The following is a 14953-nucleotide window of genomic DNA, read 5'->3' as shown; positions in this document are numbered from 1 at the left end:
AAAAAGAGAGGGGAGCCACGGGCTCCCCTCTCTTTTTGTCTATTGTCAGCTCGCCCTCAGGGATATCCCAGGGTCTCTTTGATGGCGGGGAGCTGGGCCTCGATCCAGGCAGGATTGATGGGGCCCCAGTCGCTGATGCGGTAGTGGCCCTGCAGGTGGCGGGCTCCCTCGGTCTGCTCGAAGGCACAGCTGATATCGAGTTCGGCCAGGGCGCTCAGGGTGTCCTGGGCGGTGCGGCGCGGCATGCCGGTGGCGGCCATGATGGCGGGCACCGTATCCGTGCCCTGGCTGATCAGATGGGCCACGTAGAGCCGCCGGTAGAAGCTGGTGCGGGTCTTGCTCGGCTCTGTCATTGCCCGTCTCCGCCTGATGCCGGTGTACCCCTCATATCTCGTCCTCGAGGCGGTCGAAGTAGCGCCAGGTGGCGATGGCGGCCTTGCCCATCACCAGGGCCCAGATGCCGAACCAGAACCAGCGGAAGAAGCTCCAGGTCGAGGCGTCAGGATCCGTGCTCTCGATCTTGGTGACGTTGGGGAACATGGTGAACATGTTAATCCGCCAGCCATAGGAGGTGATGATGGCCAGGCGCTTCTCGAACTCCATGGACTTGGCCTTGGCCTGGACGTCGGCGGCATTGAACTTGAAGTAGAAGGGCCAGCCCCAGCCGGTATCTTCGTTGCGAAACACCCGGATCTTCTCGCCGGGGCGCTCGGTGTAGATGTAATAGACGTCGGTGGTGGGGCCGTCTGCCGGATTCTTCTGGCTGATGGGGCCATCCTTGTCGGTGCGCTTCACCTCGACCCCTGTGATGGTGGCGATGGTGTGTTCCGGCAGATAGAAATCGAGCCAGAGCGCGGAGAGCAGGGCGACGAGGCCCAGCGTGATAAAAGCGGGTTTCTTGAACTTGAGGCTCATGGTGTTCTCTGGGTGAGGGGGAATGACGTGCCTCTACCATACCCATATTTGTGGATGCAGCCCAGCCCCCAATGGCGCCTTGTGGGCAAAAAGCCGTTTTAAACGGGAGGGGGCAGACCCCGGGGCCGGGCCCGGGGTCTGTCAACGAGAGGGGAGTATTACAGCTGGAACTGGGCGAGCTGCCTGCGCTGCTGCTCGGCGAGCTGTGACAGTTCGTGACTGGCGGCGGCGCTCTGGGTGATGCCGGCCACGTTCTGGTTCACTATCTCGTGGATGTTGGTGATGTTGCGGCTGATGTCGGCGGTGACGCAGGACTGCTCCTCGGCGGCGGTGGCCACCTGGGCATTGGCGCCATTGATCTGGTTGACCGCCTCCGTGATGCCCCCCAGCAGGTCTTGCACCTCGGCGGAGAGACGCTGGTTGTGGCCGAGGATCTCCAGGGTCTCCTGTACGCCGCTGTTGGCCGACAGGGACTGGCTCTGCAACTGCTCTATGATGGCCTGGATCTCCTTGGTGGAGTCCTGGGTCCGCGCCGCCAGCAGGCGTACCTCGTCGGCCACCACCGCAAAGCCACGGCCGGTTTCGCCGGCGCGGGCGGCCTCGATGGCGGCGTTGAGCGCCAGCAGGTTGGTCTGCTCCGAGATGCTCTGGATCACCTCTATCACCTTGCCGATCTGCTCGGACTGGGACTTGAGCCGAGCCACTACGGTGGCGGCGTTCTCCAGGCTGCCCGCCATGCGGCCGTTGGCTTCGATGCTCTCGGCAAACAGGGCCAGCCCCTGTTCGACCCGGCTGTTGGCCTCTCGCGCCAGCTCATCGGCCAGGGCGGCATTGTGGTTGACGTTGTCCGCTGTGCTGGCCAGCTCGGTGACGGCGGAGGCCACCTGCTCGGTCTCGCTGCGCTGCTGCTGGGCATTGGCCTCGGACTGGGTCATGACGGCGGCCAGCTCGGTGGCGGCGGAGGCCACGTTGCCGCTGATGCCGGTCAGGGCATGGATAGTGCTGCCAAGCTGGCTCAGGGTCTGGTTGATGTCCTTGGCCAGCTGGCCCAGCTCGTTGTTGCCTTCGGCCTTGGCGCGCACGTTGAAGCGACCGAGGGCGACGGCGTGCATCACCTCCTGCAACTGGCCTATGGGTTGGACGATGCGACCGGAGAGCCACCAGCCACCGCAGAGCGCCGCGACCAGAGTGGCGGCCATCAGCAGCAGGGTCTGCAGCAGGGTGGCCTGGTAGTGGGCCTGCTCCAGGGCTATCTCCTGCTGGATCAGCTGATTGATGTGGGCAGAGAGGGTATCAATCTGCTTGATCAACTGCTCCCCCAGCTCGCGAAAACGCAGCCTGGACTGCTCATAGCCGGCGGGCTTGGTCCCGTCTCTGTACTGCTGGGCCAGCAGTGGCAGCATGTTGCTGCGGGTATGGCCGAGATAGGCCTGCAGGGCCGCCGCCACCTGGTTGTTGTCCTGCTCGGCCCCGGGGATCACCAGCCGGGACAAGAGGCCGCTTATCTCCTGCTCGGCGGCATTGAGCGTGCCGGGCAGCTCGGCGAAGCGGGCCTGATCGTAGAGGCCGTAGATGGCGTTGGTGCGCAGCCGGTAGGTGGCGTGGATCAGGGCGGCGATATCATCCTTGTGGCGGGTGACGCTGGTTGTGGTGTCGTTCATGTCCTTGATGGCACCGTCTATCTCCTGCTTGCTGATCACGGCCATGAGCAGCATCAGCAGGCTGGCGAGCAGTAGTGGAATGAGAACTTGCAGACGAATGGACAGATTATTCAAAGACATGAAAGATCCTAACCCAAAAGAGGAGTGAGGCGGCATCTTACACAGGCGCGACAACTCTTGTCACAGGGTTTTTAATGTTGAATTCTTGCTGAACGCAAAGGTTTTTCTTGTGTTAAAAGAGTGTGATAGGCAAGATCGACTGCTTGTTATCTGGAGGTGTAGTGTGTCCGACTGGATTGATCCCGCCATCTTGGCGCTCTTTATTCCCACGTTTTTCTTTGTCTCCGTGACCCCCGGCATGTGCATGACATTGGCGATGACTCTGGGCATGAGCCTGGGGGTGCGCCGCACCCTGCACATGATGTGGGGGGAGCTCATCGGGGTCGGCCTGGTCTCTGTGCTCTCCGTGGTCGGGGTGGCGGCCGTCATGCTCAACTATCCGGCCCTGTTCTCGGCCTTCAAGTACGTGGGCGGTGCCTATCTTGTCTGGCTCGGCATCCAGATGTGGCAGGCCAAGGGCAAGATGGCGATTCCGGCGGATCTCTCGGCCGGCCAGGAGACCAGGCCGCTCGGCCTGGCGCTGCAGGGCTTCGTCACCGCCATCGCCAATCCCAAGGGGTGGGCCTTCATGGTCTCCCTGCTGCCGCCCTTCATCAATGCGGCCAAGCCGATGGCTCCCCAGATCAGTGCCCTGGTGGTGCTCATCCTGGTCATCGAGTTCTCCTGCCTGCTGCTCTATGCGAGCGGTGGCCGCACCCTGCGCCACTTCCTCGCCAGGAGCGGCAACGTCACCCTGATGAACCGCATTGCCGGCTCGCTCATGCTGTTCGTCGGCATCTGGCTGGCCTTCGGCTGAGGGGATCGGAATGAAAAAAGGCCACCTCCCTGCCGGGGAGGTGGCCTTTTTCGTGGGCGGCTGACGGTCGGGGTCAGTCGGTCAGGCAGTCCGGATCGAACACGTATTCGCCGTCCAGCCAACGCAGGATCTCGGCGACGCAGGCCTGATCCTGAAACGGCAGGTAGCGGTGCTTGAGGTGGATGAGCTGCTCGGGGGTGAGCTGGGCCAGCCCTATGTCCTGAAACAGCGGCAGGTCGGCCTCTATCATGGCGGAGATCTGCGGCCCGCAGGTGGCGTTGAGGGAGGTGTGCAGCGCCTGATCCGGATCGTACTGGTGGCCGAGCCGGTAACTCATGGGCAGGGTGGCGAGCGGCAGCACGGAGAGCGCCGCCTGCTTCATGGGATTGACCGCGTGGCCGGCGGTCAGCTCCGCCAGCTCGGCGGGGCGGTTCTCGAAGGCGCGCAGGTGCAGGAAGCTGCTCGCCTTGCTGCCGTCGTTGACCGGGTAGTTGTCCCACAGGAAGGGCTTGCGGTGCAGCCAGTCGGCGGCCTGCTTGAGGTGCGCGGCCGGGTAGTCGGTGGAGCAGACCTTGGGGCCTGTCCAGAAGATGTCAAAACCCTTGTCCAGCCCCTGGCCCAGATCCGTCAGATAGTGGGGGGGCATGGCGCCGAACACCTTCTCCAGCACCGGATCTGTCGAGTAGTAGCTGGGGCAGAAGATGAGACGGCTGGCGCCGGTGTGGGCCGCGATGTCGTGGGCTATGGTGAGCTGCCAGTGGGCGAGATCCGGGGTGTCCCCCTTCATGTCGTCAAACAGCACCGCCAGGATGTCGGGCTTGAGCGCCTCCTCGATGAGGCGCACCTTCTCGAGCAGGGCCGGGCGCTTGTGCGCGTAGTCGTGATGGGCGCCCATGGGGCTCAGGCCCACACCGAAGGCGAGGCCGTTGTCCCGGCACTGCTGGGCCAGCTGGCGCAGGTGGTCGAGCTGCTCCCTCGGCCAGGGCTCGGCCCAGTGCTTGCGCAGATAGCCGTCTTCCTTGGGGGCATAGAGGTAGAAGCCATAGCCATGGCGGGGCAGCCACTGGGCATAGCGGGCACGGGCCTCCCAGCTCCAGCCCTTGCCGAAGAAGCCCTCGATCAGCCCCAGTCGGGGGGAGGGAGGATAGAGACCAGATAACAGGGTTTGATAAGGCATGGGTCACTCCCTTCTCGCCGGGCGCCGGTTCACCGTCCTGGCGGGAACGGGCGCCGAGTATGTGTATTGAACAGGGGCCGGCTTGCGTCCTAGACCGGATCTTCTTCCAGGAAGCGTACCCCTATCTTGCGAGGCTCACTCTCTTCCATCTCCGCCACCGTCCAGAGCAGGCCCTGCCAGGCGACGTGGTCACCCACTACCAGATTATCGCCCAACTGATGGGCAATGAAATCGCCCAGGGTCTGATCCGCCACTTCGCTCACATCCAGCCCGTACAGCGGGGCGAGATCCACCAGCCTGGCGCTCGCCTCCAGCAGGAAGTCACCGAAGAAGCGCGGGCCCAGATCCTGCTCCGGTGCCTGGCTGAACAGCTGGCCGAGGGCGGGCAGATCCCGCTCGTGGCCGATGACGCAGAGGATGTCGTCCGACTGCAGGCAGGTACTGCCCGAGGGGTGCAGCAGCTCCTGGCCGCGGAACAGGGCGCAGATGCGGGTGCCCTGGGGCATGCGCAACTCCCGCAGGGGCGAGCCGATGCACCACTTCTCGGCGCTCAGGCGATAGACGAAGGTCTCCCACTGGCTGTCGAGATCGATCTCGAGCCCGGAGCGGTTGATGGGGGACGGCGGTGCCGGCACCTCCACCCGCGCCAGCCTGGAGGCCAGCGGCAGCGAGCTGCCCTGCAGGATGAGGGAGACCAGTACCACGAAGAAGGCGACATTGAAGTAGAGCTGGGCGTTGGGCAGCCCCGCCATCATGGGGAAGACCGCCAGTATGATGGGCACGGCGCCGCGCAGGCCGACCCAGGAGATGAACCAGCGCTCCCGGGGGGCGAAGTTCTTGAACGGCAGCAGGCCTATCCAGACAGACACCGGGCGGGCAAAGAGGATCATCCACATGGCCAGGGCCAGCGCCGGCACGGCGATGGGCAGCAGATTGCTCGGGGTGGCGAGCAGCCCCAGCACCAGAAACATGCCGATCTGGCTGAGCCAGGTCAGGCCGTCCAGCACCGACAAGGTGGTGCTGCGACTGCGCAGGGAGAGGTTGCCGAGCAGGAGGCCGGTGAGGTAGATGGAGAGGATGCCGCTGCCCCCCACAGCCGTGGTGAGGGCGAAGATGAGCAGGCCGCCGCTCACCGTGAGCAGCGGATAGAGCCCGGGGGCCAGGCGGGCCGTGTTGATGAGCCGCCACAGCAGCCAGCCCCCCGCCAGGCCTATGCCGGCGCCGAGGCCAAACTGCTTGATGAGTTGCAGCAGCAGGAAACCGGCGTCCAGCCCCTGCTGGGCGCTGGCCAGCACCTCTATCAGGGTGACGGTGAGAAAGACTGCCATGGGGTCGTTGCTGCCGGACTCTATCTCCAGGGTGGCGCTGACCCGCTCGTTGAGGCTGCGCCCGCCGAGCAGGGAGAAGACAGCCGCCGCATCGGTGGAGCCGACGATGGCCCCGATCAGCATCCCCTGCATCAGGTTGAGGTCAAACAGCCAGGCGGCGGCCAGACCGGTCAGGCCTGTGGTGATGGCCACCCCGACGGTGGCGAGCGAGAGGGCAGGCCAGAGCGCAACCCGAAAGGAGGAGACCCGGGTGCGCATGCCGCCATCCAGCAGGATGATGGCCAGTGCCAGGTTGCCCACCAGGTAGGCGACAGAGTAGTCGGCGAAGTGGATGCCGCCGGGACCATCTTCACCGGCCAGCATGCCGACGGCGAGGAAGATGACCAGGATGGGAATGCCGACCCGGGACGAGAGCGCACTTAACAGGACACTGGCTCCCACCAACAAGGCACCGATAAAAAAGAAACTGTTGATGGTGGTGGCATCCAATGGCTAACTCCTTATGGCGGGCGGCAAAACAGGCACATTATATGCAGATTGCACCCCTTTGTGTGGCTTAATTGTGCATCGATTTGCAGTTTTTTACGGTTGTTGTGCTGTTTTTAAGCAGTAGGCGCGGGGCCTGAGGGGGACGAGAAAGAGGGGAAAGGAGTGGCAATTGGTGCCCATTTTCGGGGGGCGGGTGCCGGGTTGTCAGCAGGCCGGCATCGATCCCGGCCAGGGGCCGGGGTGGGGGCGCAGGAGCGCCATCGGGCTCCTGCGGGGGAGGTCAGTCGTCCTCGTCGTCCTTGACTTCCCGGATCTTGTCCTTGTATTTCGGCAACTGCTTTTCGAGCTGTTTCATGTCCTTGATGGCATTGAGAAACAGGCCGAGCAAAAACAGCAGCGGCAGGCCTATCCATAACCACACACTCATCGGATTCTCCTTTCGGTGTGACCGGCAGTGACATAACGGGCCAGGATCTCGTCGAGATGGGACAGTATGCACGCCTTGCCTTCAATATCCGCCTGTTGCAGGCAAAGCGCCAGCGCATCCGGATCCAGCCGCTGTTCAGCGGACTCCAGGGCGAAGCTGATGTGCCAGGGCTCGTAGGCGACCCCCTGAGCCGCATCCAGCGGTTTGGCATAGGGCAGGAAGAAGCCGAAGTCGCTCATGTGATCCCCGAGCCACTCGCCGAGATCGGCAAACCAGCCTCCCGCCTCATACTCCCAGGGCTCCAGCGCCAGCCTGGTACCGGCGGGCAGGCAGTCCGGATCATAGATGTCGAGATCCGTGCCCCAGTGATGGCGACTGGTGCCCGGCAGGGCGCTCCAGCGCAAGATGGCGTGCAGCCGCTCTGTCTCCCCGAGCTGCAGCGCATCCAGTGGCCGGTTGTCGGCGTCCAGCAGGGGCCGCTCCCCGCGCCACTTGCCATTCCAGATGGCGAGCTGGCGCTCGAAGCTGCGCCAGCTGGAGGCGGCCTGCAGGTTGAACCCTTCATAGGCGGCCGCCACCTGCATGTCGTTGAAGGCCGCCGCCGTGGCGGCGGTCAGGCGGTGGGGCCCGCGCCCCACCAGTATGAGGTGGCTCTCGTCGAGCCCAAGCAGTTGATCCTGGGTCATGCCAGCAAGTGCTCCAGCACCCCTTGGTACATCTCCGCCAGCAGATCCAGATCGTCCGCCTTCACACACTCGTTCACCTTGTGGATGGTGGCGTTGACCGGGCCCAGTTCGATGACTTCAGCCCCGGTGGGGGCGATAAAGCGCCCATCGGACGTTCCACCCGTGGTGAGCAGGGCAGGCTGTTGACCATTGACCGCGGCCACGGCGGCGACGGTGGCTTCCAGCAGGGCGCCGGTATCGGTCAGGAAGGGCTGGCCTGAGAGGGTCCACTTCAGCTCAAAGTCCAGATCGTGACGGGTCAGCAGCGCCTCGACCCGCTCGCGGATGTCGAGATCGGTGAGCTCTGTGCTGAAACGGAAGTTGAACTGCACCTGCAATTCGCCGGGGATGACGTTGGAGGCGCCGGTCCCGGCCTGGATGTTGGCTATCTGGAAGCTGGTGGGAGGGAAGTAGGCGTTACCCTCGTCCCAGACGGTGGCGGCGAGTTCCGCCAGGGCCGGCGCCGCCTTGTGGATGGGGTTGTCCGCCAGATGGGGGTAAGCCACATGGCCCTGTACCCCGCGCACCAGCAGATCGCCGGTGATGGAGCCGCGGCGGCCGTTCTTCACCACGTCCCCTACCACGGCAGTGGAGGAGGGCTCGCCGACGATGCACCAGCGGATCTTCTCGTTGCGCGCCTCCAGGGTGTCGATGACGCGCACAGTGCCGTTGATGAAGGGGCCCTCTTCATCGGAGGTGATGAGGAAGGCGATGGAACCCTGGTGATCCGGGTGCTCGGCCACGAAGCGCTCGGTGGCCACCACCATGGCGGCCAGCGACCCCTTCATGTCGGCGGCGCCGCGGCCATAGAGCATGCCAGCCTGGATGGTCGGCTCGAACGGTGGCGTCTGCCATTTGTCCAGCGGCCCGGCGGGCACCACGTCGGTGTGGCCGGCGAAGCAGAACAGCGGCCCCTCGCTGCCACGGCGGGCCCAGAGGTTGGTGGTGTCTTCAAACACCATGGGTTCGATGACGAAGCCCAGGTGTGCGAGGCGCTCCGCCATCAGGGTCTGGCACCCTTCGTCCAGGGGGGTAACTGAGGGGCGGCGGATCAGATCCTTGGCCAGTGCGATGACATCCGACATCGGCGTTCCTTAACAGAAAAGTTTAACGAGAGAAGAGGGATTGGTAGTGGTCTGCCTTGAACCCCAGGGTCAGTTCACCATCCTTGTCCAGCAGCGGGCGCTTGATCATGGCGGGGTGTTCCAGCAGCAGGGCGCGGGCTTTTGCGGTGTCCAGCCCTTGCTTGGCCTCCTCCGGCAGGGCGCGGAAGCTAGTGCCTCGGGTGTTGAGCAGGGCTTCCCAGCCCAGCTGGTTCAGCCAGCCGTCCAGCCGGGCAGGCTCGAGGCCATCGGCCCTGTGATCGTGAAAGCGATAGTCGATGCCAGCCTCGTCCAGCCACTTGCGGGCCTTCTTGATGGTGTCGCAGTTCTTGATGCCATAGAGGGTGGTGGCCATGGGAGATCCTATATCTGCGGGCCCGGGGCCCTGAATTCCGAACGTGAAATCATGCAAGGGCCCGATTCTGGCATTGTGGCCCAGCCATGGCAACGCTCATGGCCGGGCTGGCTGGTTTTACCAGCGGGGAGGGGAAGAAAAAGCGAGGGGGCAGATAGCCAAAACGCGCCTGGGGGCGCGTCTTGTGGGAAAGGGGGTAATCAGTGCAGGGTGGTCCACTGGTGGTCGAAGACCCGGGCCCGCTCCCAGGGCGCATCCGGCAGGCTGGAGGAGAGGCCGGTGTATTTGCCCACGTCGTCCACCACTATGGCGGAGAGGATCGGCAGGTTGTTTTCGGTGCAGTACATGCGGATGCGTTGCAACAGGGTGCGCAGCTCATCCTGGCACTGTTCCAGCCCGGCCTGCCTGGCCAGCTTGGAATAACGAATGGTGGTGCGTTCCTTTGCAGACTCGACGAGGATGTCCCACAGCTTGTAGTCGCAGGTAGAGACACCTGCGGTGGCTTGGCTTGTCATAACTCTCTCCGGTGCGAAATGGTCGCTCTGTGTCGACGGGCATCTTGGCCAGTTCACCCCTGGCGGGCGTTGATCCAACGCAAAAAAAGTGGAGGTTGTTGGCCAGGAGCTCATGCCGACCATGCTGGTGCGCCGGGATTGGATTGATGTACCAATTTTATTTGATTTATCAAAATTTAATGCTGCATTTTGTCATTCAAGCCACTTTTATTGATAGGGATCAAGGGGAAAAGAGGGGCTCGCCACTAGATTTCGATCCTCGATAATCTTATCAGGAGCGCACTTTGGAACTCTTATTCGTCTTGCTCGTGCTGATGGCCGTGGTCTACGGCATCGTCAAGGATTACAACCCGCAGGCGGTGCTGGCGCTGGCAGGCATGGCCATCTTCGCGGTGGCCTACTGGCTGGGGTTACACCCCATACTGCCTGCCGACAAGAGCACGGGGTTCGCCCTGTTCGACCTGTTCGAGGTGTTCAAGGGGATCTTCTCCTACCGGGCGGCGGGGCTTGGCCTCACCATCATGGCGGTGGCAGGCTTTGCCACCTACATGTCCCATATCGGCGCCTCCCAGTCCCTGGTGCGGGTGGCGGTCAAGCCGGTGGCGGGCATCCAGTCCAGCTACCTGATGCTGGCCATCTGTTATCTGGTGGCGGTATTCGTCTCCCTGTTCGTCACTTCCGCCACCGGCCTCGGCCTCTTGCTGATGGTCACCATGTACCCCGTGATGCGCAACCTCGGTATCAGCCCGGCGTCGGCCTGTGGCGTCATCGCCACCTCCCAGGCGTTCGAGATTGGCCCGACCCAGACCAACGCCATCTTCTCCGCCGGTCAATCCGGCATGGATCCGACCAGCTACTTCGTCGACTACCAGATCTGGCTGGTGGCCCCCATGCTGCTGGTGACCATGATGCTGCACTTCTTCTGGCAGCGTCACTGCGATCGCCAGGATGGCTGGGATCCGGCCCTGCATCGCGGCGATCCGGCCGAGCTGGACGAACAGGGCGCCGAGGCCGTGCAGGCGCCCACCTGGTATGCCCTGCTGCCGATCATCCCCTTCGTGCTGATGATGACCTTCTCCAAGCTGCTGGTGGACGACATCAAGATGAGCGTGGAGGTGGCCATGCTGCTATCGGTGTTCATCGGCATGCTGTGCGAGCTGCTGCGTAGCCGTTCGGTGCGTACCGCCTTCGCGGGGCTCTCCAGCTTCCTCGACGGCATGGGCAAGGTGTTTGGCCCGGTGGTGGCGCTCATCGTCTGTGCCGAGCTGTTTGCCGAATCCCTCAAGGCCATCGGCGCCATCGATACCCTGCTCCACTCTGCCAGCAATGCCGGTATCGGCAGCGGCCTGATGACCCTGGTGATGGTGGCGCTGATCATGGTGGCGGCGGTCATCATGGGCTCCGGCAACGCGGCCTTCCTCAGCTTCTCCACCCTGGCGCCGGCGGTGGCTGCCAAGTTCGGTGTGCCTGCTGTGACCATGCTGCTGCCGATGCAGCTGGCCTCCAGCATTGGCCGCACCGTCTCCCCCATAGCGGCGGTGCTGATCGCCTGTGCGGGGATCGCCAAGGTCTCCCCCTTCGTGGTGGTCAAGCGCACCTGCGTGCCCATGGCCGGCGCCCTGGTGACGGCACTGCTGCTCAACTATCTGCTGTTCATGTAAAGGCTCTGGTTTACAGGAGGCGGCCACCCGGTGCGGGCTGGCCGACCGCCATTGACAAGGCCGGGCTGACTGCTCGCCCATCCTTATCGTTGCAAAAACAATCTCGCATCCGCGCAGATTGTTTCATGGAGAAGATAATGACCAACCTCATGCGTCCGTTTTCCCTCGATAGCTATCTGGCCGATCTGGTCCCCCTCATCAACCTCGATTGCGGCACCCGCACCCCGGCCGGGGTGGCTCGGGTGGCCGATATCATGGCCGAGAAATATGAGGCCATCGGCTGGCAGGTGACTCGCCACCAGTTCGCCACTGAGTGCGGCCCCTGCCTCGAGGCAACCAATGCCCCGGGCGCCGATCATTACGACGTCATGCTGGTGGGCCACATGGACACCGTTTTCCCCGAGGGGACGGCGGCCAAGCGCCCGTTCAAGATTGAAGGCAATCAGGCCTTTGGCCCCGGCGTCTCGGACATGAAGAGCGGCCTGCTCTCCACCTGGTATGCCTTGCAAGGGATGGATCCCGCCGTGCTGGCCAGGCTCAAGGTGCTGGTCTGCTGCAACTGTGACGAGGAGATCGGCTCCCCCTGGTCCAAGGATTGGCTGGTGGAGAAGGCCAAGCAGAGCGCCTGCGTGCTGGTGGCCGAGGCGGCCCGCCCGAGCGGGGATCTCATCAGCGCCCGCAAGGGCAACGCCAAGTACCGCATCCGCTTCCACGGCAAGGCCTCCCACGCGGGATCTGCCCTGGCGGAGGGGGTCTCCGCCATCACAGAGCTGGCGCACTGGGTGCTGGCCATCAACGAGCAGGTCAATATGGAGACCGGCACCACCATGAACGTGGGTGTGGTGCAGGGCGGCACCGGCGTCAACGTGGTGCCGGATTTTGCCGAGGCGATCGTCGATCTGCGCTTCTGGAGCAACGAAGAGGCCGCTGCGGTGCACGACCGCCTCGGCTTTATGGCCAACAACCCCTTCCTCGCGGGCTGCCGGGTCGAGGTGGATCGCCAGAGCTTCAAGCCGGCGATGCGCCCGAGTGGCAACACCGAGGCGCTGATGGCGCTGGTGGAGGCGGCTGCGGCAGACGAGGGGATCTCCTTCAACTGGCTGGAGGCGGGGGGCGGATCTGATGCCAATTTCACCGCCGCGGCCGGCGTGCCGTCCCTCGATGGCTTCGGTCCCATGGGGGGCGGTTTCCACTCGGAGGCCGAGTTCCTGCTGCTGGGTAGCATCGAGCCGCGCATCCGCCTGTTGCAGCGGGTGCTGGGCAAGCTGGCGAAATAAGCTGGTTTAGCCCTTGTTCGGGTCGCTATTGGCCCGCTCAAAACTGGCCCGCTAAAACCCAAACGGGAGGCTGTTGCCTCCCGTTTTTTTATCTCGATTTTTCGCGCGCCGAGCGAGCGGGCCAGATGGCTTGGGGCCGTTACCCCTGAGGTTCGGCCAGATAGGCCAGATGAGCCTGGCGCGCCAGCTGCCAGCCATCGAGGCGCAGCGGGGCGGCAAAGCCCGGGCCGTCAGTCACCATGCTGTGGTATTCCCCCTGCTCGCCGCAGGCATCGAAGCCCTCGCGCTCGGCCAGTTGCTGTAGCTCGCTGAGGGTGGCGGCATCCAGTGAACGCCCCACCCATTCCGGGGCCAGCACCCGGGTATCGACGCAGGAGAGGTGAGCGACTATGCCGCGCGCCAGCATATCCGCCAGCAGCCCTTGGCGAGATTGCTGCCAGAGCGGGGTATGGACGGCGAGCCCGAGCGGCTGGCAGCGTTCGCGGATCCAGTTAGGCGCCCCGCCCACGCTGTCGATGTCGCCGGTCACCACCCCATCGAGGGCCCACTCCTGCTGCAAGTGGCTCAGCGCCGTCTCATAGCCCTGCTCGAAGGGCGCTTCTATGGTGATCAGCAGATGAGGCAGCCCGAGGGCCGCCGCCTGACGGCGCACCAGCGGCAAGGGGTGAGCCAGAAAGCGGGGCTTTAGCGGTGCAAAGGTGGCCAGGGCCACCACCTGATGACCCGCGGCGCGAGCATGACAGAGGGCCAGCATGGCATCTTTGCCACCGCTCCAGAGCAGGATGACGCGAGACATGGATGAGATTCCGATGGTGAACGAGGGGGCTCATGCTACCCAGCGGCGGGGGCGCAGGTAAAGCCGCAGCGGGAAATCGTGGCAGGAATTCACCGGGAGGAGAAAAGAGCAGGCCCCGCAGCGGGGGCCTGTCTGGCAGTGGCGTGCTAAACGCTATTGCGATTAGAGCAGAATGGTGGTCAGCACATACCCCAGGGCGCAGGAGCTGCTGACCCCGATCAGCCCCGGAATGATGAAGCTGTGGTTGATGATGAACTTGCCGATGCGGGTGGTGCCGGAGCGGTCGAAACCGATACAGGCCAGATCGCTCGGGTAGGTCGGCAGCACGAAGTAACCGTAGCTCGCCGGCAGGAAGGCGATCAGCAGCTTGGGCTCCACCCCCAGCGCCAGCCCCATGGGGGCGATGGCGGTCAGGGCGGCGGCCTGGCTGTTCACCAGCTTGGAGATGAGGAAGAGCACCAGGGCGTAGGTCCAGGGCTGGGCCTGTACCACGTGGGCCAGGGTCTCTTTGAGCAGCGGCATGTGGGCCTGGAAGAAGGTCTCGCTCATCCAGGCAACCCCGAACACGGAGAAGATGGCGACCATGCCCGCCTTGAAGACGGCACCGTTGGAGATATCACCCGGCTTGACCTTGCAGCGCATCAGAATGATGGCACCGGCGATCAGCATCATCATCTGGATCACCAGGTTCATGGAGAGGGGGCCTGTCTTGTCCTTGATGGTGAACACCGGACGCAACCCTTCGTTGGCACCGAGCAATACCACGGCGGCGATGGCGGCGAAGAAGATCCAGGTAGACCAGTAGGCCTCTTTCGGGAACTTGGTGTTGAGCAGGGTCTCACCGCCACCGTAGACGAAGGCGCGTTGCTCCGGATCCTGGATCTTGGCCTGGAACTCCTCGTCCTTGTCCAGATCCTTGCCACGGCGCAGGCTCCACAGGGCCGCCATGACCACACCGGTCAGGGAGGAGGGGATGGCGATCATCAGGATGTCGAGCAAGCCGTAAGCCTGACCTATGCCGTGACCGGCCGCCAGGATGGAGACCATGGAGACCACGGCAACCGAGACCGGGGAGGCGCAGATCGCCATCTGGGAGGCAACGGATGCCACGGCCATGGGGCGCTCGGGACGGATGTTCTTCTGCAGCGCTATGTCGGCGATGATGGGGAACATGGTGTAGACCACGTGGCCGGTACCGCACAGGAAGGTGAGGGTCCAGGTGGTGAGGGGCGCCAGGATAGTGATGTATTGCGGGTGGCGGCGCAGCAGACGCTCGGCCACCTGCATCATCAGGTTGAGGCCACCGGCAGTCTGCAGGGTGGCGGCACAGCCGATCACCGCCAGAATGGTCAGCATCACCTGCACCGGCGGTTCGCCCGGCACCAGGCCAAAGACGAAGGTCAGCAGGAAGAGGCCTATGCCACTGATGAGACCCAGTCCCATGCCCCCAAAGCGGGTACCCAGCAGCAAGCAGCCGAGTACCACCAAAAATTCCATCAAGATCATTCCATTACCTCGTGTGATTGAATCCATGTCCGCATCGGCCCTGGGGCCCGGGAGCATCTCTCGTTATTTGCCCCTAAAGGGTTAGCGGGTATTCTGGCACCC

At 63.8% G+C, this 14953-nt stretch carries 15 protein-coding genes; 3 read left to right on the top strand and 12 right to left on the bottom strand.

All coding sequences use genetic code 11. The features are described from left to right. Positions 1–56: 56 nt before the first annotated feature. The 3 genes from WIR04_RS14195 to WIR04_RS14185 all read right to left on the bottom strand — a co-directional run bounded on the left by WIR04_RS14195 (position 57) and on the right by WIR04_RS14185 (position 2696). Positions 57–353, bottom strand: a complete 297-nt coding sequence (locus tag WIR04_RS14195; protein WP_025326297.1) for a winged helix-turn-helix domain-containing protein — start codon at positions 351–353, stop codon at positions 57–59. A 31-nt stretch (positions 354–384) separates the two neighbouring features. Further along, the gene (locus WIR04_RS14190; RefSeq protein WP_205641336.1) at positions 385–915 is read right to left on the bottom strand and encodes a DUF1523 family protein; all 531 of its coding nucleotides are present in this window, start codon (positions 913–915) and stop codon (positions 385–387) included. A 158-nt stretch (positions 916–1073) separates the two neighbouring features. After that, positions 1074–2696, bottom strand: a complete 1623-nt coding sequence (locus WIR04_RS14185; protein WP_338887761.1) for a methyl-accepting chemotaxis protein — start codon at positions 2694–2696, stop codon at positions 1074–1076. A gap of 163 nt (positions 2697–2859) precedes the next feature. Here WIR04_RS14185 and WIR04_RS14180 point away from each other — a divergent pair, with 163 nt between their 5' ends. Further along, positions 2860–3492, top strand: a complete 633-nt coding sequence (locus WIR04_RS14180) for a LysE family translocator (RefSeq protein ID WP_338887760.1) — start codon at positions 2860–2862, stop codon at positions 3490–3492. A gap of 73 nt (positions 3493–3565) precedes the next feature. Here the strand turns inward: WIR04_RS14180 and WIR04_RS14175 are convergent, their stop codons facing one another. The 7 genes from WIR04_RS14175 to WIR04_RS14145 all read right to left on the bottom strand — a co-directional run bounded on the left by WIR04_RS14175 (position 3566) and on the right by WIR04_RS14145 (position 9611). Next, positions 3566–4669, bottom strand: a complete 1104-nt coding sequence (locus tag WIR04_RS14175; RefSeq protein ID WP_338887759.1) for a beta-N-acetylglucosaminidase domain-containing protein — start codon at positions 4667–4669, stop codon at positions 3566–3568. An 89-nt stretch (positions 4670–4758) separates the two neighbouring features. Beyond that, complete coding sequence (locus WIR04_RS14170) at positions 4759–6486, bottom strand: potassium/proton antiporter (protein WP_338887758.1); 1728 nt, start codon at positions 6484–6486, stop codon at positions 4759–4761. Between the two features lie 280 nt (positions 6487–6766). After that, positions 6767–6913, bottom strand: a complete 147-nt coding sequence (locus tag WIR04_RS14165; RefSeq protein WP_080675092.1) for a hypothetical protein — start codon at positions 6911–6913, stop codon at positions 6767–6769. Further along, positions 6910–7599, bottom strand: coding sequence for a M15 family metallopeptidase (locus WIR04_RS14160; protein ID WP_139746288.1), 690 nt, complete (start codon positions 7597–7599; stop codon positions 6910–6912). The genes WIR04_RS14165 and WIR04_RS14160 overlap by 4 nt, the downstream gene beginning before the upstream one ends. Further along, on the bottom strand, positions 7596–8723 hold the full coding sequence (gene dapE, locus WIR04_RS14155; RefSeq protein WP_338887757.1) for a succinyl-diaminopimelate desuccinylase: 1128 nt from the start codon (positions 8721–8723) through the stop codon (positions 7596–7598). The genes WIR04_RS14160 and dapE overlap by 4 nt, the downstream gene beginning before the upstream one ends. Positions 8724–8745: 22 nt before the next feature. Further along, complete coding sequence (locus WIR04_RS14150) at positions 8746–9096, bottom strand: ArsC family reductase (RefSeq protein ID WP_025326305.1); 351 nt, start codon at positions 9094–9096, stop codon at positions 8746–8748. 200 nt (positions 9097–9296) lie between these two features. After that, on the bottom strand, positions 9297–9611 hold the full coding sequence (locus WIR04_RS14145) for a hypothetical protein (RefSeq protein WP_162519153.1): 315 nt from the start codon (positions 9609–9611) through the stop codon (positions 9297–9299). Positions 9612–9895: 284 nt separating this feature from the next. On the opposite strand from WIR04_RS14145, the gene dcuC reads away from it, so the two are divergent. Together dcuC and WIR04_RS14135 are read left to right on the top strand one after the other, a co-directional pair. Next, positions 9896–11272, top strand: coding sequence for a C4-dicarboxylate transporter DcuC (dcuC, locus tag WIR04_RS14140; protein WP_338887756.1), 1377 nt, complete (start codon positions 9896–9898; stop codon positions 11270–11272). A 137-nt stretch (positions 11273–11409) separates the two neighbouring features. Next, complete coding sequence (locus tag WIR04_RS14135) at positions 11410–12549, top strand: M20 family metallopeptidase (RefSeq protein WP_338887755.1); 1140 nt, start codon at positions 11410–11412, stop codon at positions 12547–12549. Between the two features lie 139 nt (positions 12550–12688). Here WIR04_RS14135 and WIR04_RS14130 read toward each other — a convergent pair whose 3' ends face one another. Together WIR04_RS14130 and WIR04_RS14125 are read right to left on the bottom strand one after the other, a co-directional pair. After that, entirely contained in the window at positions 12689–13345 is a 657-nt protein-coding gene (locus tag WIR04_RS14130) for a hypothetical protein (protein WP_338887754.1), read from the bottom strand. A 162-nt stretch (positions 13346–13507) separates the two neighbouring features. Next, positions 13508–14851: an anaerobic C4-dicarboxylate transporter gene (locus WIR04_RS14125; RefSeq protein ID WP_025326310.1), complete on the bottom strand. Its 1344-nt coding sequence runs from the start codon at positions 14849–14851 to the stop codon at positions 13508–13510. Positions 14852–14953 lie beyond the last annotated feature (102 nt).

The organism is Aeromonas rivipollensis, from assembly GCF_037811135.1.
GTDB lineage: Bacteria > Pseudomonadota > Gammaproteobacteria > Enterobacterales > Aeromonadaceae > Aeromonas > Aeromonas rivipollensis.
The sequence above is the reverse complement of the archived record's forward strand: the minus strand, read 5'-3'. Positions and strand labels throughout refer to the sequence as shown.